The organism is Pseudomonas sp. FW305-E2, assembly GCF_058782925.1.
This window is the reverse complement of the sequence record NZ_JBYSYE010000009.1, coordinates 107744-132711: the sequence shown is the minus strand read 5'-3', so window position 1 is coordinate 132711 and position 24968 is coordinate 107744. Positions and strand designations below refer to the sequence as shown.

Annotated in this window: 24 protein-coding genes; 13 read left to right on the top strand and 11 right to left on the bottom strand. The window is 63.6% G+C overall.

The window, feature by feature from the left end:
• Positions 1-126 precede the first annotated feature (126 nt).
• The gene (locus AC3WLP_RS11025) at positions 127-405 is read right to left on the bottom strand and encodes a hypothetical protein (RefSeq protein ID WP_003254675.1); all 279 of its coding nucleotides are present in this window, start codon (positions 403-405) and stop codon (positions 127-129) included.
• Between the two features lie 132 nt (positions 406-537).
• Here AC3WLP_RS11025 and AC3WLP_RS11020 point away from each other — a divergent pair, with 132 nt between their 5' ends.
• Together AC3WLP_RS11020 and AC3WLP_RS11015 are read left to right on the top strand one after the other, a co-directional pair.
• Positions 538-909: a YajD family HNH nuclease gene (locus AC3WLP_RS11020; protein ID WP_003254676.1), complete on the top strand. Its 372-nt coding sequence runs from the start codon at positions 538-540 to the stop codon at positions 907-909.
• Positions 910-980: 71 nt separating this feature from the next.
• Positions 981-1451 (top strand): RNA methyltransferase, encoded by a 471-nt coding sequence (locus tag AC3WLP_RS11015; protein WP_003254677.1) that lies wholly within the window; start codon positions 981-983, stop codon positions 1449-1451.
• 285 nt (positions 1452-1736) lie between these two features.
• On the opposite strand, the gene AC3WLP_RS11010 is transcribed toward AC3WLP_RS11015, so the two are convergent.
• Both AC3WLP_RS11010 and AC3WLP_RS11005 read right to left on the bottom strand, forming a co-directional pair.
• Complete coding sequence (locus tag AC3WLP_RS11010; RefSeq protein ID WP_012051503.1) at positions 1737-2945, bottom strand: hypothetical protein; 1209 nt, start codon at positions 2943-2945, stop codon at positions 1737-1739.
• 41 nt (positions 2946-2986) lie between these two features.
• The gene (locus AC3WLP_RS11005; RefSeq protein ID WP_004575890.1) at positions 2987-3436 is read right to left on the bottom strand and encodes a YcgN family cysteine cluster protein; all 450 of its coding nucleotides are present in this window, start codon (positions 3434-3436) and stop codon (positions 2987-2989) included.
• 145 nt (positions 3437-3581) lie between these two features.
• Between AC3WLP_RS11005 and AC3WLP_RS11000 the strand changes: the two genes are divergently transcribed.
• Complete coding sequence (locus AC3WLP_RS11000) at positions 3582-4175, top strand: nitroreductase family protein (RefSeq protein WP_003254681.1); 594 nt, start codon at positions 3582-3584, stop codon at positions 4173-4175.
• A gap of 112 nt (positions 4176-4287) precedes the next feature.
• Here the strand turns inward: AC3WLP_RS11000 and AC3WLP_RS10995 are convergent, their stop codons facing one another.
• The 4 genes from AC3WLP_RS10995 to AC3WLP_RS10980 form a co-directional block, all read right to left on the bottom strand.
• Positions 4288-5220, bottom strand: coding sequence for a D-2-hydroxyacid dehydrogenase (locus AC3WLP_RS10995; protein WP_012051502.1), 933 nt, complete (start codon positions 5218-5220; stop codon positions 4288-4290).
• A gap of 2 nt (positions 5221-5222) precedes the next feature.
• On the bottom strand, positions 5223-5516 hold the full coding sequence (locus AC3WLP_RS10990; RefSeq protein ID WP_003254683.1) for a YcgL domain-containing protein: 294 nt from the start codon (positions 5514-5516) through the stop codon (positions 5223-5225).
• Entirely contained in the window at positions 5513-6646 is a 1134-nt protein-coding gene (gene rnd / locus AC3WLP_RS10985; protein ID WP_019750675.1) for a ribonuclease D, read from the bottom strand. The genes AC3WLP_RS10990 and rnd overlap by 4 nt, the downstream gene beginning before the upstream one ends.
• A 189-nt stretch (positions 6647-6835) precedes the next feature.
• Positions 6836-8473 (bottom strand): phosphoethanolamine transferase, encoded by a 1638-nt coding sequence (locus AC3WLP_RS10980; RefSeq protein WP_088513423.1) that lies wholly within the window; start codon positions 8471-8473, stop codon positions 6836-6838.
• Positions 8474-8725: 252 nt separating this feature from the next.
• On the opposite strand from AC3WLP_RS10980, the gene AC3WLP_RS10975 reads away from it, so the two are divergent.
• Positions 8726-8962, top strand: coding sequence for an HP1242/YdcH family protein (locus AC3WLP_RS10975; protein WP_003254689.1), 237 nt, complete (start codon positions 8726-8728; stop codon positions 8960-8962).
• Positions 8963-9240: 278 nt separating this feature from the next.
• Here AC3WLP_RS10975 and AC3WLP_RS10970 read toward each other — a convergent pair whose 3' ends face one another.
• On the bottom strand, positions 9241-10422 hold the full coding sequence (locus AC3WLP_RS10970; protein ID WP_012051500.1) for a trans-sulfuration enzyme family protein: 1182 nt from the start codon (positions 10420-10422) through the stop codon (positions 9241-9243).
• 92 nt (positions 10423-10514) lie between these two features.
• Between AC3WLP_RS10970 and AC3WLP_RS10965 the strand changes: the two genes are divergently transcribed.
• A complete protein-coding gene (locus AC3WLP_RS10965; RefSeq protein ID WP_003254691.1) occupies positions 10515-10976 on the top strand; it encodes an Lrp/AsnC family transcriptional regulator in 462 nt (153 codons plus the stop codon).
• Positions 10977-11085: 109 nt separating this feature from the next.
• Here AC3WLP_RS10965 and AC3WLP_RS10960 read toward each other — a convergent pair whose 3' ends face one another.
• Positions 11086-13416: an FdhF/YdeP family oxidoreductase gene (locus AC3WLP_RS10960; RefSeq protein WP_088513424.1), complete on the bottom strand. Its 2331-nt coding sequence runs from the start codon at positions 13414-13416 to the stop codon at positions 11086-11088.
• Between the two features lie 222 nt (positions 13417-13638).
• On the opposite strand from AC3WLP_RS10960, the gene moaA reads away from it, so the two are divergent.
• A complete protein-coding gene (moaA, locus tag AC3WLP_RS10955) occupies positions 13639-14643 on the top strand; it encodes a GTP 3',8-cyclase MoaA (RefSeq protein WP_012051497.1) in 1005 nt (334 codons plus the stop codon).
• Positions 14644-14663: 20 nt separating this feature from the next.
• The gene (locus AC3WLP_RS10950; protein WP_014755676.1) at positions 14664-15563 is read left to right on the top strand and encodes a bestrophin family protein; all 900 of its coding nucleotides are present in this window, start codon (positions 14664-14666) and stop codon (positions 15561-15563) included.
• An 83-nt stretch (positions 15564-15646) separates the two neighbouring features.
• Here AC3WLP_RS10950 and moaB read toward each other — a convergent pair whose 3' ends face one another.
• Complete coding sequence (gene moaB, locus AC3WLP_RS10945; protein WP_088513425.1) at positions 15647-16186, bottom strand: molybdenum cofactor biosynthesis protein B; 540 nt, start codon at positions 16184-16186, stop codon at positions 15647-15649.
• A 141-nt stretch (positions 16187-16327) separates the two neighbouring features.
• On the opposite strand from moaB, the gene AC3WLP_RS10940 reads away from it, so the two are divergent.
• Entirely contained in the window at positions 16328-17215 is an 888-nt protein-coding gene (locus AC3WLP_RS10940; protein ID WP_012051494.1) for a LysR family transcriptional regulator, read from the top strand.
• Here the strand turns inward: AC3WLP_RS10940 and AC3WLP_RS10935 are convergent.
• Positions 17203-17985, bottom strand: coding sequence for an AraC family transcriptional regulator (locus AC3WLP_RS10935; RefSeq protein ID WP_088513426.1), 783 nt, complete (start codon positions 17983-17985; stop codon positions 17203-17205). The two genes, AC3WLP_RS10940 and AC3WLP_RS10935, sit on opposite strands and share 13 nt — an antisense overlap.
• 377 nt (positions 17986-18362) lie before the next feature.
• Between AC3WLP_RS10935 and AC3WLP_RS10930 the strand changes: the two genes are divergently transcribed.
• From AC3WLP_RS10930 to AC3WLP_RS10910, 5 genes are all read left to right on the top strand, one after another.
• Complete coding sequence (locus AC3WLP_RS10930) at positions 18363-19976, top strand: APC family permease (RefSeq protein ID WP_088513427.1); 1614 nt, start codon at positions 18363-18365, stop codon at positions 19974-19976.
• A gap of 23 nt (positions 19977-19999) precedes the next feature.
• On the top strand, positions 20000-20926 hold the full coding sequence (locus AC3WLP_RS10925) for a 4-hydroxyproline epimerase (RefSeq protein WP_014755673.1): 927 nt from the start codon (positions 20000-20002) through the stop codon (positions 20924-20926).
• 46 nt (positions 20927-20972) lie between these two features.
• Positions 20973-21920 carry a dihydrodipicolinate synthase family protein gene (locus AC3WLP_RS10920; protein WP_003254709.1) on the top strand — a complete coding sequence of 316 codons (948 nt, stop codon included), beginning with the start codon at positions 20973-20975 and terminating at the stop codon, positions 21918-21920.
• A gap of 151 nt (positions 21921-22071) precedes the next feature.
• Positions 22072-23649 carry an aldehyde dehydrogenase (NADP(+)) gene (locus AC3WLP_RS10915; RefSeq protein WP_088513428.1) on the top strand — a complete coding sequence of 526 codons (1578 nt, stop codon included), beginning with the start codon at positions 22072-22074 and terminating at the stop codon, positions 23647-23649.
• Positions 23650-23651: 2 nt separating this feature from the next.
• Positions 23652-24899, top strand: a complete 1248-nt coding sequence (locus tag AC3WLP_RS10910) for an NAD(P)/FAD-dependent oxidoreductase (protein WP_088513429.1) — start codon at positions 23652-23654, stop codon at positions 24897-24899.
• Positions 24900-24968: the final 69 nt, after the last annotated feature.

Genomic DNA, 24968 nt, shown 5'->3' with positions numbered 1-24968 from the left:
GCACCTACGGCATTCAGCTTGCCATTCACCGCTCTCACTCCAGATTCTAATCCCCCATCAAGACACAAGCGGCCTTGTGTCGCGATGGGCTGCAAAGCAGCCCCAGACGCCCTCAGCTCCCGCCCGTCAATCATCCTCCACAACCGGCTTCGGCGGGTCCTGCCGCAACCCGGGCAATGGCTGATCCTTCGGCGGGCCGGGCACTGGCATCGGCGGCAACAAGGGCGCCCCCGGCTGGCTGTCATAAGCCTTGGGCGGCGTACTCGGGGTAATCTGCGGGTATGGCGTAGGCGTCGGCGTACCGGGCGCGCCGGGTACTGGCGGCGTGAGCCTGGGTGGCGTGCTGGCAGCTTCTGCCAAGGGCAGGCCAGCCATCAACAGCGCGGCGAGGATCGCGTGAAACATCAGCAACCTCCTGTCGGGAACCTTTCTACAGGCTACGCCTAAATCAACGCTTTCGCCTGTCCGCCTGACCTGCAAGCGCGCTAGACTCAATGGCATAACCGTCACTTGCCTGATCAGAACAAAGGAAACACCATGAGCTCCACCTCTTCTGCCGCCGCCACCGCGCGCCTCGACCGCATCCTGGCTGATGCCAAGCGCGACAAGGAAATGGGCTACCGCGACAAGGCCCTGAGAATGTACCCGCACGTATGCGGCCGCTGCGCCCGCGAGTTCGCCGGCAAGCGCCTGAGCGAGCTGACCGTGCATCACCGTGACCACAACCACGACAACAATCCTCAGGACGGCTCCAACTGGGAGCTGCTGTGCCTGTACTGCCACGACAACGAACACTCGCGCTACACCGACCAGCAGTACTTCAGCGAAGGCTCCACCAGCACCCCGAGCATTGCCAAGGCTACGCACAACCCGTTTGCCGGGCTGGCGGGCATGCTGAAGAAAGACTGACCATCGATTCGCCCCCCGCTGCTACCGGGCAGCCCGTATAATCGCGCTTTTTTCGCGAAGGGCCCCGGTACGTGGCAAACAAACGATACAGCTGCATCGGCCTGTTCAACCCCAAGTCGGCAGAAAACGTCGGCTCTGTGATGCGCGCAGCGGGCTGCTATGGCGTCAATTCGGTGTTCTACACGGGCAAACGCTATGAACGCGCACGTGACTTCGTCACTGACACCAAGCGCGTGCACTACGACATCCCGCTGATCGGCATCGACGACCTGCAGCGCATTATCCCGCTGGGCTGCACGCCAGTAGCGGTAGAACTGGTGGAGGGTGCGCGGCCATTGCCGGATTACACCCATCCGGACCGGGCCATTTACATCTTCGGGCCAGAGGATGGCTCGTTGAGCGAAGAGGTGCGGGGATGGTGTGAAGAGACTATCTACATCCCGACCGAGGGCTGCATGAACCTGGCAGCGACGGTGAATGTGGTGCTGTACGACCGCTTGGCCAAGGGGCTGAATACCCGCTCGGGGCCCAAGTTCAAATAAAAAGGCCGCCACTGCGGCGGCAGGACAGACCTGCCAACACAGGGCGACCGAGTGCTGAGCTCCGTCAGAACAGCACCGAAACCGGGCCGAACATTGCCTCGACAAACCATGGGTTGTCGCGATCAACGCTGCCGACGATGGTTGGCTGCACGCTCCCCTACCTCGGTTTCGCCCCGTGAACAATGCTGAGTTTCTGCTCAGCGGTGTATTCCAGGTACGACGTGATACGCTTGAAATGCGACTTGCAGACGATGCCGCCCTGCCGATTGTCAGGCGCAGGGATGCCTAGTGCAGCACCTTGCTCTGCAGCACATCGGAACGCCGCCCCAGCACGTTCTCGCTGATCTGCACAAAGTCTTCGGTACTGACGCTGGGCAGGCGCATCAGCCCCCGCACCACATCGTCCAACGAACGTTTGGCCTGGGTGTGAATGCGGATTTCCTTGTCCAGCGCCTGCAACAGCATCACGCCGCGGGCCACCTGGGCCGGGCTTGCGCGTTCACCCTTGAGCCGGTTGACCTTGGCGCCCTGCTTGCTCAGACGCGCCTGCCAGACCTGGTAACGGTCATCACTCATCCCGCCCGAGCGGCGTAGCAACTCGTTGGCGTAATAATCGGTCAGGCTCTCTACCAGCCAGTCACTGCCGTCACGCCCGTGAATCTGCGCGAACAGTTGCACCAATTCGCGCAGCAACGGGCTATTGCCGTTTTCGCTGACCATGGGCCGGGCACTGTTCAGGTACAACGAGCCCTGCGCAGCCATAGCCCCTCGCCACATGCCGTCACGCGCCCCGACCAACAGCAGCTTGGGCGGGTTACGCGGGAACACAGCTTGTAGTTGTGGCCAGACGAATGTGAGCAAGGTCAGGCTGTCCATGCGCCGCATACCCTGCCCCACCGGCGCGGCCACGGTCACTTCGGTCTCGCCCAGGCGAGCGCGGCGGCTGCCCAGGTCGCCGGCAAGCATCCAGCCGGTCGGGCGATCGAACAGGCGCGACACGTTGTCGATGCGAAACTTCCCCTTGCCGATACGCGGCCAGGACGTTTCGATGCTCTTCCAGCCCTCGGGCAGGTCGAAAGCCAGGCGCGCCACCAGCTCGGTACCATCCTGCTGGTCGAGGCGCGCAGGGGGTATCAGCTGGTCGCCGAGGAACAGCGCCCAGTGTGGGGTGATGCGTGATGAATAGGCGCCGCTGGCCAGCTTCTGGTCCAGCTGCACACGGTAGCTGAGGCTGGTCTTGCCGGCCGCTGGCTGCCAGATACCACGCTGCCCCTTCAGCTGCCATTGCCCATCGGCCTGGAAGCCGCTGTAGGCCCCAGCCTTGCCCAAGTCGAAGTCCAGGCTGCGCACGGCGCTGCCTTCAGCCAATGTCACGCGGACCTCGGCCTGGCCGCTGGCAGGCAGCAAGCGCACCTGGTAGTCGAGGTCGACCTTCTTCGCCCAGGCCGGCGAACTGGCCATCAGGCCCAACAGCAACAACAGCTGGCAACGCATACAGAAACTCCTTGTTTCCCCGAGGCAGCGGGCTACGCCGGTCAGCTGGCGCGAAAGATCAGGTGGTCTTCCCAGTCGTCTTCGTGCACATCGTGTTCACTGAGCATACGCCCCGACTGGGAAATGCGCTGTTCATGAACCTGTTGCCGGTCGCCACAGACCAGGTGGTGCCAAGCCGGCAAGTCCTTGCCCTCACTGACCAGACGGTAACCGCAGGTACTCGGCAGCCACTTGAACTGGTCGGCCTTGCCCGGGGTCAGCTGGATGCAGTCTGGCACGTGGGCGAAGCGGTTGGGGTAGTCGCTGCACTGGCACGTATCCAGGTCCAGCAGTTTGCAGGCGATGCGCGTGTAATAGACGCTGTTGTCGTCTTCGTCCTCGAGCTTTTGCAGGCAGCACAGGCCGCAGCCATCGCACAGCGACTCCCACTCTTGCTGGCTGAGTTGTTCGAGGGTCTTGCGCCGCCAGAACGGCGCGTTTTCAGCGATCATCACACAGGGTTCCTGCATTCATCTTGGGGGCCACGGCGCGCGGCGGCGCCAGTCTAGAGCCTGGGCTTCGGCAAAGCCAGACCGCTTGTCAGTCGCGACGGCACGCAGTAGCGTGCGCTTTTCCCGTCCGTTTGCAGGAGCCGCCATGAGCGCCAACCCCCGCATTGCCGATTACGCCATCAACGAGCAGTTCATCAACCGCTGGTCACCACGCGCCTTCACCGCCGAGCCGATCAGCGAAGAAACCCTGCTGAGCTTCCTCGAGGCCGCCCGCTGGGCACCGTCGGCCTACAATTCGCAGCCTTGGCGCTTCCTTTATGCCCGCCGCGACACGCCGAACTGGGAGCGTTACCTGAGCCTGCTGGTGCCCTTCAATCGCAGCTGGGCGCAACAAGCGTCGGCGCTGGTGCTGGTCATTTCGAAGACTACCTTCGCGGCCCCGGGCGCTACGGAAGAAAAACCGGCCCTGTGGCACACCTTCGACACGGGCTCTGCCTGGGGGCACCTGGCCCTGCAGGCCAGCATCAGCGGCTGGCATACCCATGGCATGGCCGGCTTCGATCAGGACCTGGCACGTCAGGAACTGAAGATTCCCGAAGGTTACGCACTGCATGCCATGGTGGCGATCGGCAAGCTGGGGGACAAGGCCAGCCTGGATGAAGCCCTGCAGGCGCGTGAAGTGCCAAGCCCGCGCAAGCCGCTGAGCGAGCTGGCTGCTGAAGGCGATTTCAGCCTGTAAGGTTTGTGTTGGCCGTGCTGGCCTCTTCGCGGGCAAGCCCGCTCCTACGGGGATATCACCACCCTGTGCTGGAGGGGTTTACCCGCGAAGAGGCCGGTACAGGCCACAGCAATCAGTAGCCCCGGGCGAAATCGACTTCGCCACGCAACCCCTGCCCCGCCGCATACGCTCGCACATTCTCCGCAAACAAGCGCACCATCGCCGCCGGCGAGGTGGGCGCTGAGCTGTGCCCGGTCAGCAGCAAGCCCCAGGCGGTCCAGAACGGGTGTTGCTTGGGCAGCGGTTCCTGGCGGCACACATCGATCACCGCACCGGCCAGATGGCCCTCCTTCAACGCCTCGACCAGGTCGGCATCGACCACCGCCACACCACGTCCGGCATTGATGAACAAGGCCGAGGGCTGGAAGCACTTGAACAGCGCTGCGTCATACAGGTCATGAGTCGCCGGGGTATCCGGCAGCAGGTTCAGCACGTAGTCGACCTGGCCGACCATGCGCGGCAGGTCGGCCAGCGCCGCCACCTCGACGAACGGCGCCTGCTCACGGGCGCTGCTGGCAACGCCGTACAGCGCCACACCAAACGGCTGCAGGAACTCGGCCACACGCTGACCAATGTCGCCTACACCCACAATGAGGACCTTGCGCCCTTCCAGGCTGCGCCCCGGGCGGTCATCCCACCGCCGCTCGACCTGGCTGACCAGGCGCGACAGCACCTCACGCTCATGGCCTAGCATATAGGTGAGCATGTACTCGGCCATCACCTGCCCGAAGATGCCTACTGCGCGGCTCAGGCGGTAATCACGCGGCAGGCCGTCGGCCAGCAACGGCGTGATACCGGCCCATGTCGACTGTATCCAGCCAGGCTTGTGGCCTTGGCGCAGCAGACTGGCCAGCAAGTCCGGCTGGCCCAGCCACACCGGACACTGCGGTGCCTGACGGGCCAGTTCGGCAGAGTCGCCGCTGGTCAACACTTCCACTTCTGGCGCGGCGGCGCGCAAAAGCCCGGCGTATCGAGCATGGTCATGCTCAGCGATCAGTACACGCATGGTCAGACGGGGTCGTTTCGGCGCAGCAGCTCTTCGGGCAGGTGCTCGATGTACTCATCTTCCAGCGGCGGCATCTGCAGGTGGTAGCCTTGGCTTTCGAGGTTCTCCAGCACCTTGGTGATGTCCTCGCGGGCCAGCTTGCGCTCAGGGCTGAGCACCAGGTCGAAAGCGTGCACGGGGGTGCCGAAGAACGGCAGCAGGCCTTCAGGCACGCGCTCCAGGCCGTCAGCCTTGAGTACGTACAGGTACATTTCGTTCTTGCGTGGGCTCTTGTAGATCGAGCAAATACGTTTCATCGGGTTTCTCCGGCACCTGCCAGGTTGTCCAGCAGGGCCTGGCCCATGCGCTCACGGCGCCAGCCGCGCAGCGAATCGGGCAGTTGATAAGGGCCATTGGGGTATCCGGTCTTGAGCAGCGCCTCCAGGGCTTTCTTGCGCAGCATCAACTCGGGCGCAATCCCCAGGCGCTCGCCTTCGGCCTGGCCGATGGCACGCAGCTGCTTGAGAAGGCCCGCAGCCTCGATCGGCAGCGGCTCGGGCAAGGGCGCTGGCCATTGCTCGGCAGGCAGGCTGGCGGCGCGCTTGATCAGCTGGATGAGGCACTCGCCGTCCTGACGAATGGTGCGTGGGTGCATCTCGTCGATCTTGGCCAGGGCCGACAGGTTGTTCGGCTGGCTTTTGGCCATGGGCCACAGCGAGTGCTCCTTGAGGATACGATTACGCGGCACATCGCGGTTGCGCGCTTCGCGCTCGCGCCAGGCGCACAGCTCACGTAGCACTGCCAGTTGTTGAGGCGCCAGCTTCCAGGCCAGCTTGACGTCGCGGTACAGGCTTTCAGGCTCGACTTCACGGCGCAACGCAGCCACCAGCTCGGCGCCGTCTTCCAGCACCCAGGCATACTTGTCGTCACTCAGCCGCGGGCGCAGCACGGTGAACAGCTCGGCCAGGTGCACGGCATCTTCGGCAGCGTAGCTGACCTGGGTTTCCGAGAGCGGGCGTTGCAGCCAGTCGGAGCGGGTTTCGCCTTTGGGCAATTCGATGCCCAGCACTTCCTGCACCAGCCGCGAATAGCCCATGGAGAAGCCCAGGTTCAGGTAACCGGCGGCCAGCTGAGTGTCGAACAGCGGCTGAGGCAGCTTGCCGGTCAGGCGCAGCAGCACTTCAAGGTCTTCGCTGCAGGCGTGCAGCACCTTGACCACACCGCTGTCTTCCAGCAGGTCGGCCAAGGGTTGCCAGTTGCCGATCAGCAGCGGGTCGATCAGAAAGGCGCGTTGGCCGTCGCCGATCTGAATCAGCCCGGCTTTCGGGTAGAAGGTGTCGACCCGCATGAATTCGGTGTCGACGGCGACGAAGGGCAGCAGGTGCCAGTCGCGGCAGTGTTCGGCCAGGCTCTGGTCGTCACGGATCCAGTGAATTTCGATGGCCACAAGGCTCTCCCACTAACATTGGCGCGCAGTATATACGGCGCGGGCACTGCGGGTGAAACTGTCCCGCTTTTCGGGGGCAGTCCACCCTGTGGGAGCGGGCGCACCCGCGAATGAAGGCAACACGGTGTATGGCCCGGGCTTGCCCGCTCCCACAGGGATCGCCCAAGCTTGCATGAAACGCGACTGGCTTCAGCGCTTGGCCGCCAGCCAGGGCCGGCAACTGGCGAACATGTCCAGCGACTGTTGGTAGAGCTCGGTATGCACCTGCAACAGGCCAAGCATCGAGTGGAACAGGTTGTCCTGGGACAGCGGGGCATCGCTGAGCCGTGCCAGGCAGTCGGTATCGACGCCGAAGTCCTCCTTGTAGCTGTCGGAGAACCAGGTCAGCAGCGGCACGTGCTTCTGCGGCTCGGGAGCGATGGCGTAGGGCGTGCCGTGCAGGAACAGGTTGTACTCGCCCAGCGACTCGCCGTGGTCGGACAGGTAGATCATCGCCGTGTCGACCTTGTCTTGTTTGCTGCGCAGGGTATCGATCAGCGAGGCCAGCACCTTGTCGGTATAGGCCAGGGTGTTGTCGTATCCGTTGATGATTTGCTCCTTGCTGCACTGGTTCAACGCGTTGCTCTGGCACACCGGTGTGAAGCGCTCGCCATCACTGGGGTAGCGCTTGAAGTACTCGGGGCCGTGGCTGCCCATCTGGTGCAGCACCAGCACGGTGTCCTTGTCGAGGTTGTCGATCAACGCGTCCAGGCCTTGCAGCAGGATCTGGTCATGGCATTCACCATCGGCGCACAGCTGCGGGTCCTTGAGGTTGCTGACGTCGATGAACTGCACGCGATCGCAGGTGCCTTTGCAGCCCGACTGGTTGTCACGCCACTGCACGGCCAGGCCGGCACGCTGGAGGATGTCCAACAGCCCTTCGCGGTTCTTCGCTACGCGGGCATCGTAATCCCTGCGCTTCATGCCCGAGAACATGCAAGGCACTGAAACCGCTGTTTCCGTACCACACGAGTGCACGTCGGAAAACGCCAGCAGGCCTTGCTCTTTGGCGAGATTGGGCGTGGTATCGCGGTCATAGCCCAGCACGCCGAAATGGTCTGCCCTGGCACTTTCCCCGACCACCAGCACGGTCAGCGACTTGCGCTCATGTTTTTGCCAGGCCGCATCACGCTTGGCATCTTCGCCATAATGCTGGAACGGGCGCGAAGCCGTACCGACACGCTCGCTGACATAACCAATGGAGGCCCCGACGATATTGCTGGGGGTGAGCATCAGGCGCAATTCATGGTGATTGCGGAACAGCGACGACAGCCCTTGATAATTGACCAACGCGACCGAGCCAATGGTCACCACACAGGCACCACTGACCACCAACTTGCCCAGCAACTCGCGGTGCCAGGGGCGGTAGGCGATCTGCGCCTTCCACAGCAGCACCGATGGCAGCACGCCCAGCAGCAGGATATACGCGGCAAAATTGAACGACATCAAGTCGCGCACTTCCGCAACATTGGTCTCGGCCATATTGCGGAACATCGCGGCGTCAATAAGTACGCCGTACTGGTTCATGAAGTAAGCCACGCCCGCGCCACTGATGAACAACACAATAAGTACCGGCTTCAATACATACCGGAAGGCAAGTAACGTGAGTATGAGATTGAAGGCGAACAGCATCAGCACAGCAAACGCCAGACTCAGCCACAACCCCGACAGGCCGGCAGGAACCGCCGCTTGCAGATGCTCCCAGAGGAACATGTTGAAGCCGATCAGCAGGTAAAGACTGGCCAGCAGCGTGACCCATTCAGTCCGCAGGGATTTGAAGTTGAGCATTAGCGTTCGCAATCAAGAGTGATTATCACCCCCAGGCCAAATGGCACTGTGGGAAAGTTGGGCGAACTCTAGAAAGCACGTCATCAATTTTTTGTGAAAAAGTCGGTAACAATTTCGTGAGGGTGCGTCTTTTACCAATTATCTCAAAACCATTCAGCTGCCATTCAGCCTGAACCGCCGTCACAAGCCTGCGCAAAGACAGCTATCCTCAATGGTCAGGACCTTACCGACAACCCTGACAGAGGTGAAGAAATGCCAGTTCCGCACGATCTGCTCGCTGACCTGCACGTTACCGCTGATGCATTCCAGGCACTCATAGAGAAGGATCAGGACCTGCACAAACTGCACAAGGAGTACAACGCCAAGGACAAGGAGGTGGTAGCCGCCGAAGGCAACGGCACCAACGACGAGGCCGTCAACCGCCTGCGCAAGGAAAGGTTGCTGATCAAGGACAAGATCGAACGGATCATTCATCCGCCCAAATCCTGACAGGCATTTATTGAATCCACCGGCCTCTTCGCGGGTACACCCGCGAAAGGGCTGGGCCTGCTGGCCAGTATCCCTGGCCGTTCACCTTTGCCGCCGCTACCGTATTCGCGGGCAAGCCCGCTCCTACATTGAACTGCGACACCTGCAGGCGCGGGCGAGAGCCGGGCCTGCTGGCCAATGCCCCTGGCCGTTCACCGTTGCCGTCGCCTCCGTATTCGCGGGTAAACCCGCTCCTACCACCTGCAGGCGCGGGCGAGCCCGCGAAGAGGCCTGCAGCCCTACACAGCAACCAGCGCTTTCAACGCCCCATCCAGGTCCTCGACCAGGTCACGGTAATCCTCGATACCTACCGACAACCGCAGCAGGTTCTCGCTGATCCCCATCACCCCTTTCTGCTCTGGGCTCAGCGAGCAGTGCGACATGCTCCAGGAGTGGTTGATCATGCTCTCCACCCCGCCCAGCGAGTCGGCCAGCACAAAGATCTGCAGCGCCTCCACCAGGCGGTTGAGCGCGGCGCGGTCGCCTTTCACTTTCATCGCCACCACCGCCCCGCCACTGCGCATCTGGCGTTTGCACAGCTCATGCTGAGGGTGGCTTTCCAGCCCTGGGTAATACACCTGCTCGACCTGCGCGTGACCTTCCAGGAAGCGCGCCACCTGTAGGGCATTGGCACACTGGCGCTCCATGCGCACATCCAGGGTCTTCAGACCGCGCAGGGCCAGGTAGCAGTCGAACGGCCCTTGCACCGCCCCTATCGCCATGCTGATACGGCGCAGGCGCGCCAGCAACGCATCATTGGCCGCCACCACCACACCGCCGGTGAGGTCGGAGTGGCCGCCAATGTACTTGCTGGCCGAGTGCATCACCAGGTCCACGCCCAGGGTGATCGGGCGCTGGTTCCACGGCGAGCAGAAGGTGTTGTCGATGCAGGTGAGGATGCCCTTGGCCTTGGCCAGGTCGCACACCGCCTTGATGTCGACCAGGTGCAGCAACGGGTTGGTCGGCGACTCGATCCAGATCAGCTGGGTTTCCGGCTTGATCGCAGCCGCTACGGCTTCAAGGTCGTTGAGATCGACATAGGTGGTGGTCAGCCCCGAGGTGCGGCTGCGGTAATCTTCCATGATGCGGAACGTGCCACCGTACACGCCATTCATCACCACCACGTGGGCATCCTTGGGCAGCAGCTCAAGCACGGTTGCGGTGGCATTGACCCCCGAGGCGCAGGCCACAGCGCCCACGCCTTCTTCCAAGGCAGCGACACAGGTTTCGTAGGCATGCCGGGTGGGGTTGCCGACGCGGCTGTAGGAATATTCCGGCTTATCGTCCAGGCTGCGCTTGGTGAACGAACTGGCGGTGACGATGGCCGGAAAAATGGCGTTATCGGCAACGCTGAACTGCTCGCCGGCGTGAATGGTACGGGTGGCGAAATTGCGCGGCTTGTCGGACATGGTCAGGCCCATTGGCAGAATGAAAGCTGCAACTATCGCACAACCCAAATCATCTGGCCTTGGGGTAATCTGTGAAATATTTTTCTGCACGGCCAGCGCGCGATATGGACAGTTTCGACCAGCACATTCTTACCCTGCTACAGCGTGATGCCTCGATCTCGCTGAAGGACCTGGCCGAGGCCGTCAACCTGTCCACCACACCGTGCTGGAAGCGGGTCAAGCGCCTGGAGGAAGACGGCTACATCCTCGGCCGCGTCGCCCTGCTGGACCCCGAACGGCTGGGGTTGGGGCTTACCGTGTTCGTCCAGCTCAAGACCCAGCGCCACGACAGCGCATGGCTGGAGCAGTTTGCTGCGACGGTGACCGGGTTCGAGGAAGTGATGGAGTGCTACCGCATGTCCGGGGACTGGGACTACATGCTGCGGGTGGTGGTGGGTGATATTGCAGCGTATGACCGGTTCTACAAAAAGCTGATTACCCGTACCGATGGCCTATCGAACATCACCTCCAGTTTTGCCATGGAGCAGATGAAGTACACCACGGCTTACCCGGTGCATCGCGCCTGACCGGTGCTGGATTCTTCGCGGGCAACCTCACAGGATCACCTCAACCTCAAGCGCTGTGGGGTCCCGTAGGAGCGGGTTCACCCGCGAAGAGGCCAGCACAGGCACCCCATCAATCCGAGGCCAGCACCGCCGCAATGCGGTTCCCCGCCTTGGCTTTCACGACCTTGATTGCCACGAATTTCGAGGTCGGGGTATAGGTCCCCTCACCATAACTTTCCAGCGGTACCAACGGGTTGGTTTCCGGGTAATACGCCGCCGCCTGCCCCTCGGGCACGTCATACGCCACCAGGCGGAACCCGGACACCCGCCGCTCCACGCCATCCTCCCACAACGACACAAGGTCTACCTGCTCACCCGGTTCGAAGCCCAGGCGACGGATGTCCGCCTCATTGACGAACACCACTTCACGCAGGCCGAACACCCCACGGTAACGGTCGTCCAGGCCATACAAGGTGGTGTTGTACTGGTCGTGCGAACGCAGGGTCTGCAAAATCAGGTCGGGCTTGTCACCACGGGCCAGTACCTTGGCGTTGACCAGTTCCTCGGGCAGCGCGTGGGGCATGAAGCGGGCTTTGCCCGTGGCCGTGCGGAAGTTGCGATCGGCGGCATTGTTGCCAAGGTGGAACCCGCCGGGGCTGTTCAAGCGTTCATTGAAACCGGTAAAGCCCGGAATCACGTCAGCGATCATGTCGCGAATGCGGTTGTAATCGGCCACCGCGTGCTCCCAGTCGATCGGCTGGTTGCCCAGCGTGGCCTTGGCCATGCCGGCAATGATCCACGGTTCCGAGCGCATATGCGGCGAGCGCGGGCGCAACTGGCCGTGGGAGATGTGCACCATGCTGAAGGTGTCCTCCACGGTCACGCCTTGCGGCCCTTCGGCCTGCAGGTCGATTTCGGTACGGCCCAGGCACGGCAGGATCAGCGCATCGCGGCCGGTGACCAGGTGCGAGCGGTTGAGCTTGGTGGAAATCTGCACGGTCAACGCGCAGTTCTGCAGCGCCGCGTGGGTGCGCGCGGTGTCCGGGGTGGCTTGGGCAAAGTTGCCGCCCAGGCCGATGAACACCTTGGCCCGCCCCTCTTCCATAGCCTTGATCGCCAACACTGCGTTGTGCCCATGGGTACGCGGCACACTGAACTGGAAACGTTGTTCGATGGCGTCGAGTAGCGCCGGCGAGGGTTTCTCGTCAATGCCCATGGTACGGTCACCCTGCACGTTACTGTGGCCACGCACCGGCGACAGGCCTGCGCCGGGTTTGCCGACGTTGCCACGCAGCAGCTGCAGGTTGACGATTTCCTGCACGGTCGGCACCGAATGGCGGTGCTGGGTGACGCCCATGGCCCAGCACATGATGACCCGCTCGGCCTTGCGGTACATGCGGGCGGCCAGCTCGATCTCGGCCAGGGTCAAGCCCGACTGTTTGACGATGTGCTCCCAGGACGTGGCGTCCACCGCCGCCAGGTAATCGTCGACGCCGCTGGTGTGCTCGGCGATGAAGGCATGGTCGAACACCGCCGGCTCGCCCTTGGCCTGCGCCTCGCGCTCCCATTGCAACAAGTACTTGGCAATACCGCGCATTGCCGCCATGTCCCCACCCAAGGCCGGGCGGAAGTAGGCACTGGAGGTCGGCTCGGAGCCGTTGCTGAGCATTTCGAACGGGTGCTGCGGGTGCTGGAAGCGCTCAAGGCCACGCTCTTTCAGCGGGTTGAAGCAGACGACCTGGGCGCCACGCTTGACCGCTTCGCGCAGGGGTTCGAGCATGCGCGGGTGGTTGGTGCCGGGGTTCTGCCCGATGACGAATATCGCGTCGGCCAGCTCCAGATCGTGGAACACCACGGTGCCCTTGCCCACCCCGAGGGTTTCCGACATGCCCGCGCCGCTGGCTTCGTGGCACATGTTCGAGCAATCCGGGAAGTTGTTGGTGCCGTAGGCACGCACGAACAGCTGGTAAAGGAACGCCGCTTCGTTGCTGGCCCGGCCCGAGGTGTAGAATTCGGCTTCATCCGGCGACTGCAGCGCACGCAGGTGCCTGGCGACCAGCTCGAAGGCCTCCTGCCAGGTGGTTTCGACATAGTGGTCGGTGGCGGCGTCGTAGCGCATCGGGTGGGTGAGGCGGCCCTGGTATTCAAGCCAGTAGTCGGTCTGCTCCTTCAGCGCGCTGACGCTGTATTTGGCGAAGAAAGCCGGGTCGACCGAGCGGCCGGTGGCTTCCCAGTTGACCGCCTTGGCGCCGTTTTCGCAGAACTTGACCATGTCGCTTTCCGGCGACTCGCCCCAGGCACAGCCGGGGCAGTCGAAACCGCCGTTCTGGTTGGTCTTGAGCATGGCCCGCAGGTTCTTGAAGGCGTTGTCGCTGCCCAGCCAGCTCTTGGTCACGCTTTTGAGCGCCCCCCATCCGGCAGCGGCGCCCTTGTAGTCCCTGATGTGTTCGTCCTGGCTCATGCGATGAATCCTCACGCTTCGATGCTTTTTTCCAGCCTATGGAGCGTGGGAAGGGGCGTCCAATCGAAAGATCTTACGGCGTGATAAGCGGTTTCGATCATGGCTGCCAGAGGCTGTCCCAGGCGATAGAGGCCATCGATCAACCGGTCAGGCAAAGCAATTTGACGGCCTTGCGGCCAGGTTATAGCTTGGAGTCATGTCCCAACCCATTCGAGTGCGAACGTGGAACAGAACAGCCGGGCCCTGATCGACGGCTTCAACCGGAAAATCGACTACCTGCGGATGTCGGTCACCGACCGCTGTGACTTCCGTTGCGTGTACTGCATGGCCGAAGACATGCAGTTTCTGCCGCGCCAGCAAATCCTCAGCCTCGAAGAACTGTTCCAGGTGGCCGAACGCTTCGTCGCGCTGGGCACCCGAAAGATTCGCCTGACGGGTGGCGAGCCACTGGTACGCCAGGGCATCGTCGACCTGTGCGGGCGCATCGCCGCCCTGCCCGGCCTGCGCGAGCTGTGCCTGACCAGCAACGGCTCGCAACTCGGGCGCCTGGCTCAGCCGCTGTTCGACGCCGGGGTGACACGCCTGAACATCAGCCTGGATAGCCTGGATGCCGACCGTTTCAAGCAGCTGACCCGCACCGGCGACCTAGCCCAGGTAATCGCCGGCATCGACGCCGCACGCCAGGCCGGTTTCAGACGCACCAAGCTCAACTGCGTGGTACTCAAAGGCCGCAACGACCATGAACTGGTCGATCTGGTGCGCTTTGCCATCGAACGCGAGCTGGACATCACCTTCATCGAGGAAATGCCGCTGGGGGTAATAAGCGAGCATGAACGTGGCGAATCGTTCTGCTCCAGCGATGAAGTACGGGCACGCCTGGCCGAGCAGTTCACGCTGGTCGAATCGACCGAGTCGTCCATGGGGCCGGCCCGCTACTGGCGCCTGGCCGAAGCCGCGAACACCCGGGTCGGCTTCATTTCCCCGCACAGCCACAACTTCTGCGCCACCTGCAACCGCGTGCGCCTTACCGTCGAAGGCCGCCTGCTGCTGTGCCTGGGCAACGAACACTCGGTAGACCTCAAGCACGTGCTGCGCGCGCACCCTGGCAACCCCGAACGCCTGGAAAAGGCCATTCGCGACTCGCTGCACCTCAAGCCCTATCGCCATCATTTCGAAGTCGGTGGCGATGTGCAGATCCTGCGCTTCATGAACATGACCGGCGGCTGAGCAGCCGTCTCTGGATTTCCATGATCGTCCCCCCCTCCACCGATGTATTGCGCGTGCTGTTCACCCTCAAGGGGTCGATCGTCAAACGCATTGCCCTGCGCTGTCTGATGGTGACACTGCTGGCCGCGCTGATCGTGCTGGTCGAGCGGCATTTCCCGACGTATTTCTACCCGGTCAGCGCCACGCCATTCACCTTGCTGGGCCTGTCGCTGTCGATCTTCATGAGCTTTCGCAACAATGCGTGCTACGACCGTTGGTGGGAGGGGCGCAAGGCCTGGGGCAAACTGATTATCGAAACCCGCTCGTTCGTGCGGGAAAGCGTGGCGATTACCGACGAAACACTGCGCGCCGAACTGCTGCGCAACCTGTGTGGTTTCGCCCATGCACTCAATGCCCGGCTGCGTAACGAGGACGAACGGGCAGCTGCCAGGCCGTGGCTGGCCAGGGCCGATGCGATCAGCCCGCACAATGTGTGCGACGGCATCCTGCGTGAAATCGGCGAACACTGTTCACGGTTGGCCGCACAGCAACAGATCAGCGAATGGCGCTACACCCTGCTGGAGCAGCGCCTGGTGGGCCTGACCGAAGTGCAGGCCACCTGTGAGCGGATCAAGGGCACACCCTTGCCGTTCCCCTACACGCTGCTGCTGCACCGTACTATTTACATTTTCTGCCTGCTGCTGCCGTTTGCCCTGGCCGAGCCACTGGGCTGGCTGGCACCGCTGTTCACCACCATCGTGGGGTACACGTTCTTCGGGCTGGATGCGATCGGCAACGAGCTGGAAGACCCGTTCGGGCGCGATGAGAACGATCTGCCGACCGATGCCATGGTGCGGACTGTGGAGCGCGATGTGCTGGCCGGGCTAGGGGAACAGCAACTGCCTCCCGCCTTGTTGCCGGTGGGATATGTGTTGAGCTGACCGGGGGGTTGCCTGTTCTGGCCTTTTCGCGGGTAAACCCGCGCCTACAAGGGACAGCACAGGGCCCGCCCCCCCGGTAACCCTTAGCCCCGGCTTGCGCAGGCCTCGATCGGCAACAGGTGTTTGACGAAGTTGCATGGCCGGTGCCGTGCATCCAGCTGCTCGGCCAGAATCCCTTCCCAGGCGGTGCGGCAGGCTCCGGTCGAGCCCGGCAGGCAGCACACCAACGTGCGGTTGGACAAACCGGCCAACGCCCGGCTCTGCACGGTCGAGCTGCCAATATCGAGAATCGACAATGCCCGGAACAACTCGCCAAACCCATCGATACGCTTGTCCAGCAGGCACTCGACCGCTTCGGGTGTGCTGTCGCGCCCGGTAAAGCCGGTCCCGCCGGTGATCAGCACCACCTGCACCTGTTCATCGGCAATCCAGCTGGCCACCTGAGCGCGGATCTTGTACAGGTCGTCCTTGAGCAGCGCTCGCGCCACCAGCCGGTGACCGACCTCGACCAAGCGGTTGGCCAGCAGCGCGCCGGAAGTATCGTTGTCGTAGGTACGGGTGTCGCTGACAGTCAGCACGGCGATGTTCAGCGGTACGAAGACCGCATCAAGTTGGACGCGCACGGTGAAGCTCCTTGAAGGGCATTTTCACCACGCTAGAGGCATACCCCCCGAGGCGTCCAATCGATATGACGTACCGGCCGATCAATGACATCTATCGCAGACGTGGGTTAAGGTCTGCATAACCAGACGCCAGGCACTTCCATGGACATCAAGCAGCTCAAGTTCCTCATCGCCCTCGACCAGACCCGCCACTTCGGCCAGGCGGCGGCGCTGTGCCATATCACCCAACCGACGCTGTCCATGCGCCTGCGCAACCTGGAAGACGAACTGGACCTGGTGCTGGTCAAGCGGGGCCAGCGCTTCGAAGGTTTCACCGAGGCCGGCGAGCGCATCCTAGCCTGGGCCCGTACCCTGCTCGCCGCCCATGACGGCCTGCAGGCCGAGGCTGCCAGTTGCCGTGGCCAGGTGGTCGGCAGCCTGCGCCTGGGCACGGTGCCGCTGGCCAGTTTCAACCCCATGCACCTGCTGCTGCCCCTGCGCGAAAAATACCCCGAACTGCACTTTCAGCTCAGCTCGCTGAGTTCGGAACAGGTCATCGACGGCCTCAGCCGCAACCAGCTCGACCTGGGTATCTGCTACCTGGACCAGGTCAACACCAGCTTCTTCGAAGTGATCGAACTCGGCACCACCACCATGGGCCTGCTGCACGATACACGGCACTTCCAGTTCGCCAGCGACCGGCTGCGCTGGGACGAGCTTGGCGATATTCCGCTGGGGCTGCTGAGCAAAGGCATGCACTACCGCCAGTCGCTGGACCTGAGCTTCCGCAGCCGTGGCCTGGAGCCCAATGCGGTGCTTGAGAGCGACTCGAGCTTCCAGCTTATCCAGGCCATCAACACCGGCCTATGCTGCGCGATCATGCCACTGGACTGCGGCCTGGAAGACCTCAGCGAGCACCTGCGCATCGTACCGGTGGCCGACGCCGCCATCCACAGCCCGGTCGGCCTGCTGCTGCGCCGCAGCGAGCCGCGCTCGGCGATTGCCGAGCAATGCTTTGCCGAGGCCCGGGGGTTGTTTCAGGCCACCTGATCGGCGGTAGCCTGGCGATACTGGCGCGGCGTAAAGCCGGTCAGTTGCTTGAACTGGCGGCTGAAGGCGCTGTGGTCGGTGTAGCCGCAGCGCATCGCCACTTCAGTGATCGGCAGGTCCGAATGCAGCAGGCGATGGGCATGCTCCAGGCGCGCCTTGTGGATCATCTGCCGGGGCGTGAGGTGGAACACCCGCTTGCAATAGCGCTCCAGCTGGGCCACGGAAATACCGGCGATGCGGGTCAGCTCGCCCATGCTGATCGGCTGGTGAAAATGCTGGCGAATGTGCTCGTCCACTGCGGCCAGGCGCTGGTAAGCGGGGTGGCTGTCGGCGGCTGACTGCAGGTCGACCGAAATACCAACCAGGCCGATGATCTCGCCCGCCTGGTTGTACAGCGGGCGCTTGTGGGTCAGGCACCAGCCGGGTTCACGGCTGCCGTACAGGTGCAGCTCCAGTTGGTCCTCCAGCACCATCCCTTCCTTGAGCACCCGGCGGTCCTGCTCGGTGTACCCGGGGCCCAGCTGTGCCGGGAACACTTCGGCGCTGGTCTTGCCCAGCAGCGGTTGCAAGCGCTTGAGGCCGCAGCGCTGGACCAAGGTGTTGTTGGCCAGCACGTAGCGGGCGGCCGGGTCCTTGATGAAGATCGCGGCGTTGGGGATGGCGTCGAGCATCGGCAGCAACAGCGATACACCGGCGAGCAGGGCCTCGAGGGTGGCGGGGCGGTGCTGGTCGAGGGACTGGTAGAGGGTTGCCAGGGGGGCGTCGGTCATCTGTCGGTTCTCTGCTGGCTGGGCCGGCCTCTTCGCGGGTGAACCCGCTCCTACAGGGCCCCCACAGATTTCGAATCCTGTGCGGTGCCTGTGGGCGCGGGTTCACCCGCGAAAGGGCCGGCACTAGCACTGCATCTCTCAAACCCTTATCCGGTATGGCTTTGAGCCTATCCCCCCGCTTTGCGCCTTACCACTGTTTTTCTGCAACTGTGCCGATTTCGTCATCCCCCTTGCAGAAAACCATCAAGAACCGCCGCCCCGACCGGTTCACTCTATGCCCCACGCAAGCCGCCCAAGTCCTACAAGAGCGCGGCCCCAAAAGCCGCATCTCGTGACATCAGACCTGCCTATCCAATAACCAACAAAAAGGCGAACCCATGTCAGGCAAATTCAAAAAACAGTTATCACTGCTGGACCTCACCTTCATCGGCCTAGGGGCCATTTTCGGCTCCGGCTGGCTGTTCGCCGCCAGCCACGTGTCGGCCATCGCCGGCCCGGCCGGCATCCTCTCCTGGTTTCTCGGCGGGTTCGCCGTACTGCTGCTGGGTATCGTCTACTGCGAACTGGGCGCCGCCCTGCCACGTGCCGGTGGCGTGGTGCGCTACCCGGTGTACTCGCACGGCCCACTGCTCGGCTACCTGATGGGTTTCATCACCCTGATCGCCTTTTCCAGCCTGATCGCCATCGAAGTGGTCGCCTCACGCCAATACGCCGCCGCCTGGTTCCCCGGGCTGACCAAGGCCGGCTCCAGCGACCCAACCGTGCTCGGCTGGCTGGTGCAGTTCGCCCTGCTGGGGCTGTTCTTCTTCCTCAACTACCGCAGCGTGAAAACCTTCGCCAAGGCCAACAACCTGGTCAGCGTGTTCAAGTTCATCGTGCCGCTGCTGGTGATCGGCGTGCTGTTCACCTTCTTCAAGCCAGAAAACTTCGAGGTCCAGGGCTTTGCCCCGTTCGGCCTGTCCGGGGTGGAAATGGCCGTATCCGCCGGCGGCATCATCTTCGCCTACCTGGGCCTGACGCCGATCATTTCGGTGGCCAGCGAGGTCAAGAACCCGCAGCGCACCATCCCGATTGCGCTGATTCTTTCGGTGTTGCTGTCCACCGCGATCTACGCCTTGCTGCAACTGGCCTTCCTCGGCAGCGTGCCGACCGAAATGCTGGCCAACGGCTGGGCCAGCGTGACCAAGGAACTGGCCCTGCCCTACCGTGACATCGCCCTGGCGCTGGGTGTGGGCTGGCTGGCCTACCTGGTGGTGGCCGACGCAGTGATCTCGCCAAGCGGCTGCGGCAACATCTACATGAACGCCACCCCGCGCGTGATCTATGGCTGGGCGCAGACCGGCACCTTCTTCAAGTACTTCACCCGCATCGATGCAGAGTCCGGCATCCCGCGCCCGGCCCTGTGGCTGACATTTGGCCTGTCGGTGTTCTGGACCCTGCCGTTCCCATCGTGGGAAGCGCTGATCAACGTGGTATCCGCCGCCCTGGTGCTGAGCTACGCCGTGGCCCCGGTGAGCGTCGCCGCCCTGCGCCGCAATGCACCACACATGCCGCGCCCGTTCCGGGTCAAGGGCATGGCCGTGCTCGGCCCACTGTCGTTCATCATCGCTGCGCTGATCGTGTACTGGTCGGGCTGGAACACCGTGTCGTGGCTGCTGGCCCTGCAGATCGTGATGTTCGTGCTGTACCTGCTGTGCAGCCGTTTCGTACCCACCCAGCACCTTTCACTGGCCCAGCAAGTTCGCTCGTCGGCCTGGCTGATCGGCTTCTACGCGGTGACCATCCTGCTGTCGTGGCTGGGCAGCTTCGGCGGCCTGGGCGTCATCGGCCACCCATTCGACACCGTGGTCGTGGCGGCCTGCGCACTGGGCATCTACTACTGGGGCGCCGCCACGGGTGTGCCTGCCCACTTGGTGCGCCTGGAAGGCGACGACGAAAGCGAAGCCTGCGCTGAAACCATTAACGGCCGCCCTGTCGCCGTCGCTTCCTGATCTTTTACGCAAGGGACAAGCCCATGAAACAGATTCACGTCATCGACTCCCACACGGGTGGCGAACCCACCCGCTTGGTGATGAAGGGTTTTCCGCAACTGCGGGGCCGAAGCATGGCCGAACAGCGTGACGAACTGCGCGAACTGCACGACCGGTGGCGCCGCGCCTGCCTGCTGGAGCCACGCGGCAACGATGTGCTGGTTGGCGCACTGTACTGCCCGCCAGTGTCGGCCGACGCCACCTGCGGGGTGATCTTCTTCAACAACGCCGGTTACCTGAACATGTGCGGCCACGGCACCATCGGCCTGGTCGCCTCGTTGCAGTACCTGGGCCTGATCGCACCGGGTGTGCACAAGATCGACACCCCGGTCGGCCAGGTCAGCGCCACCCTGCATGACGACGGCGCCATCACCATCGGCAACGTGCCCTCCTACCGCTACCGCCAACAGGTTGCGGTGGACGTGCCCGGCCATGGCGTGGTGCACGGCGACATCGCCTGGGGCGGCAACTGGTTCTTCCTCGTTGCCGAACACGGCCAGCGCATCGAGCTGGATAACCGCGAGGTGTTGACCGAGTACACCTGGGCCATGCTCAAGGCGCTCGAAGCCCAAGGCATCACCGGCGAAAACGGCGCGCCCATCGACCATGTCGAGCTGTTCGCCGACGACGCCAACGCCGACAGCCGCAACTTCGTGATGTGCCCCGGCAAGGCCTACGACCGCTCCCCATGCGGCACCGGCACCAGCGCCAAGCTGGCCTGCCTGGCCGCCGACGGCACGCTTGCCGAAGGCCAGACCTGGGTGCAGGCCAGCATCACCGGCAGCCAGTTTCACGGCCGTTACGAGCGTGACGGCGAGCGCATTCGACCGTTCATCACCGGCCGCGCCCACATGACCGCCGACAGCACCCTGCTGATCGACGAACAGGACCCGTTCGCCTGGGGCATCTGAGCCCCCGGCTTTTTGACCAAACCCAATTTCGCCAGGAGTAACAACAATGACCAACAACATTTTCACCGGCACCATGCCCGCCCTGATGACCCCATGCACCGCCGAGCGCAAGCCGGACTTCGACGCCTTGGTGCGCAAGGGCCGCGAACTGATCGAGGCCGGCATGAGCGCGGTGGTGTACTGCGGCTCGATGGGTGACTGGCCGCTGCTGACCGAGGCCGAGCGCCAGGAAGGCGTGGCGCGCCTGGTGGCGGCCGGTATCCCGACCATCGTCGGCACGGGCGCGGTCAACACCCGTGAGGCAGTGTCGCATGCTGCCCACGCCGCCAAGGTCGGTGCCGCCGGCCTGATGGTCATCCCTCGCGTGCTCAGCCGCGGCGCCTCGCTGATCGCCCAGAAGCATCACTTCTCGGCAATCCTGGCTGCCGCGCCGAAGCTGCCGGCGGTGATCTACAACAGCCCCTACTACGGTTTTGCCACCCGCGCCGACCTGTTCTTCGAACTGCGTAGCGCGTTCCCCAACCTGATCGGTTTCAAGGAGTTCGGCGGTGGCGCCGACCTGCGCTATGCCGCCGAGCACATCACCTCCAAGGATGATGATGTCACCCTGATGGTCGGTGTCGACACCCAGGTGGTGCATGGCTTCGTCAACTGCAACGCCACCGGCGCCATCACCGGCATCGGCAATGCGCTGCCGCGCGAAGTGCTGCAACTGGTGAGCCTGAGCAAACAGGCCGCCAAAGGCGACGCCCGGGCCCGGCGCCTGGCGCGCGAGCTGGAAGCGGCGCTGGCGGTACTGTCGTCGTTCGATGAAGGCTGCGACCTGGTGTTGTATTACAAGCACTTGATGGTGCTCAACGGCGACACCGAGTACAGCCTGCACTTCAACGAGACCGACGTACTGACCGACGCTCAGCGCAACTATGCCGAACAGCAGTACGCGCTGTTCCGCAGCTGGTATGCCAGCTGGTCGGCCGAGCAGAACATCGCCTGAGCAGCCACTGCTCTCCCTGTGGGGGCGGGCGTGCCCGCGAATCAGGCGACCCGGTGCATGGCACCGGCTTCGCCGGTGTTCGCGGGTGAACCCGCTCCTACAGGGGTCGTAATCCCCCCATGCATCTGCATTAGATTTCCAAGGAGGCTACATGCCCCTCACAGGCAACCTGCTGATCGGCCAGAGGCCGGTAACCGGCAGCCGCGACGCCATCCGTGCCATCGACCCAACCACCGGTCAGACGTTGGAGCCGGCCTACCTCGGCGGCACCGGCGAACACGTGGCCCAGGCCTGCGCGCTGGCCTGGGCGGCATTCGACGCCTACCGCGAAACCTCGCTCGAACAACGAGCAGACTTTCTTGAAGCCATCGCCACACAGATCGAGGCCCTCGGCGATGCCCTGATCGACCGTGCCATGGCCGAAACCGGTCTGCCCAAGGCACGCATTCAGGGCGAGCGTGGTCGTACCTGCACCCAGCTACGCACCTTTGCCCGTGTAGTGCGGGCCGGCGAATGGCTGGACGTGCGGGTCGACAGCGCCCTGCCTCAGCGCCAGCCCCTCCCCCGCGCTGATTTGCGCCAGCGCCAGGTGGCCCTGGGGCCAGTCGCCGTGTTCGGCGCCAGCAATTTCCCGCTGGCCTTCTCGGTAGCCGGTGGTGACACCGCGTCGGCATTGGCCGCTGGCTGCCCCGTGGTGGTCAAGGCCCACAGTGCCCACCCCGGCACCAGTGAGCTGGTCGGCCAGGCAGTGGCGCAAGCAGTGAAGCAGTGCGCGTTACCGAACGGTGTGTTCTCGCTGCTTTATGGCTCGGGCCGCGAAGTGGGCATTGCCCTGGTCAGCGACCCGCGTATCAAGGCCGTTGGTTTCACCGGCTCGCGCAGCGGTGGCATGGCGCTGTGCCAAGCCGCCCAGGCGCGCCCGGAGCCCATCCCGGTGTATGCCGAAATGAGTTCGATCAACCCGGTGTTCCTGTTCGACGCCGCCCTGCAAGCCCGTGCCGAAGCACTGGCACAAGGTTTCGTCGCCTCGCTGACCCAGGGCGCCGGCCAGTTCTGCACCAACCCTGGCCTGGTAATCGCCCGGCAGGGGCCGGCACTGCAGCGGTTCATCACTGCAGCCGCCGGTTACGTGCAGCAGGCCCCCGCCCAAACCATGCTCACCCCCGGCATTTTCAGTGCCTACCAGGCCGGTATCGCAGCCCTGGCAGACAACTCCTGTGCCCAAACCATCGCCAGTGGCCAAACCGATCAGGGCCCCAACCAGTGCCAGGCACAGTTGTTCGTGACCCAGGCCGAAGCGTTTCTCGCCGACCCGGCGTTGCAGGCTGAAGTGTTCGGTGCAGCGTCGCTGGTCGTTGCCTGCACCGACGATGAGCAGGTCCGCCAGGTAGCCGAACACCTGGAAGGTCAGCTGACCGCCACCCTGCAACTGGACGAGGCCGACATCGACAGCGCTCGCGCCCTGCTCCCCACCCTTGAGCGCAAGGCCGGGCGCATTCTGGTCAATGGCTGGCCGACCGGCGTCGAGGTGTGCGATGCCATGGTCCACGGCGGGCCGTTCCCGGCCACTTCCGATGCCCGCACCACCTCGGTGGGCACCGCGGCGATCCTGCGTTTCCTGCGCCCGGTTTGCTATCAGGACGTCCCCGATGCGCTGCTGCCGCAGGCATTGAAACACTGCAACCCGCTGCAACTGCGGCGCCTGCTAGATGGCAAACGGGAAGGCTGAGCATGCTCGAAACCGCTGAAACCGATATTGCCGTGGTCGGCGCAGGCATCGTCGGCGTCGCCTGTGCCTTGCAACTGGCCCGCCAGGGCCGTCGGGTAACCCTGGTCGACCGCCAGGCACCCGGCCTTGGCGCGTCCTTCGGCAATGCCGGGCACCTGGCAACCGAGCAAGTGTTCCCGATTGCCGACCTGTCGATCCTCAAGCGCCTGCCTCGCATGCTGCTCGACCCGATGGGCCCGCTGCGCCTGGACTGGAAATACCTGCCCAAGGCCATGCCGTGGTTCACCCGGCTGCTGCTCAACCTGCGCCCGGCGCCGTTCCAGCGCAGCGTGGCGGGCATCCGCACGCTGAACGAAGGCAGCCTGGGCGCCTGGCAACGGCTGTTGGGCTCGATCGGGCGCAGCGAGTTGTTTCAAGAGGATGGTTCGTTGCTGGTGTTCGAGAAGCCTGAGTCACGCCAGGCGTTGGAGGCGTTGCGCACACGCATGCAACAGCAGGCGGTGCCGGTGGATTTCTGGACGGCCGAAACCGTGCGCGAAGCGGCGCCGCAACTCAGCCCGTCACTGTTGGGCGGGCTGTTCTTCCCGCGCACCGGGCACTTCATCGACCCTTATCGGGTGGTGTGCGAATTGTTCGAAGCGGCCAAGGCCAGTGGGGTGCGCTTTGTCCAGGCGCAGGTCGATGGCGGGCAGTTGCACAGTGCCGGCGTGAGCCTTGCCAGCGACCAAGGCATGCTCAATGCCCGCCAGGTGCTTGTCAGCTGTGGCGCCCATTCTGCAAAACTGACTGCCGCGCTGACAGGCACGCGGGTGCCGCTGGATACCGAACGCGGCTACCACCTGATGTTGCCGGGTGAGCACCAGCGCCTGCCGTTTGCAGTCACCTCGCTTGAGCGCAAATTCATCATGACGCCCATGGCCGAAGGCTTGCGCCTGGCGGGCACAGTGGAGTTTGCCGGGCTGCAGGCACCGCCGAGCATGCAGCGGGCGTGGCAGTTGCACCGGTTGAGCAAGGGCTTGTTCCGGCACGACTTGAGCGTCGAAGGGGCAACGCCGTGGATGGGTTTCAGGCCTTCGTTACCGGACTCATTGCCCGTGATCGACAGGATGTGCGATGGGCGGGTGCTGTTGGCGTTTGGCCATCAGCACCTGGGGTTGACCCAGGCGGCGGTGACGGCGGAATGGGTGGGGCGGTTGGCTGAGCAGGCTGGTGGGCCTGAGATGGGCGCATACCGACTGGACCGGTTTTAGCCTCTACCGGCACATTCGCGGGCAAGCCCACTCCCACAGAGAGGGTGCAGTATCTGAAACCTGCGGTGT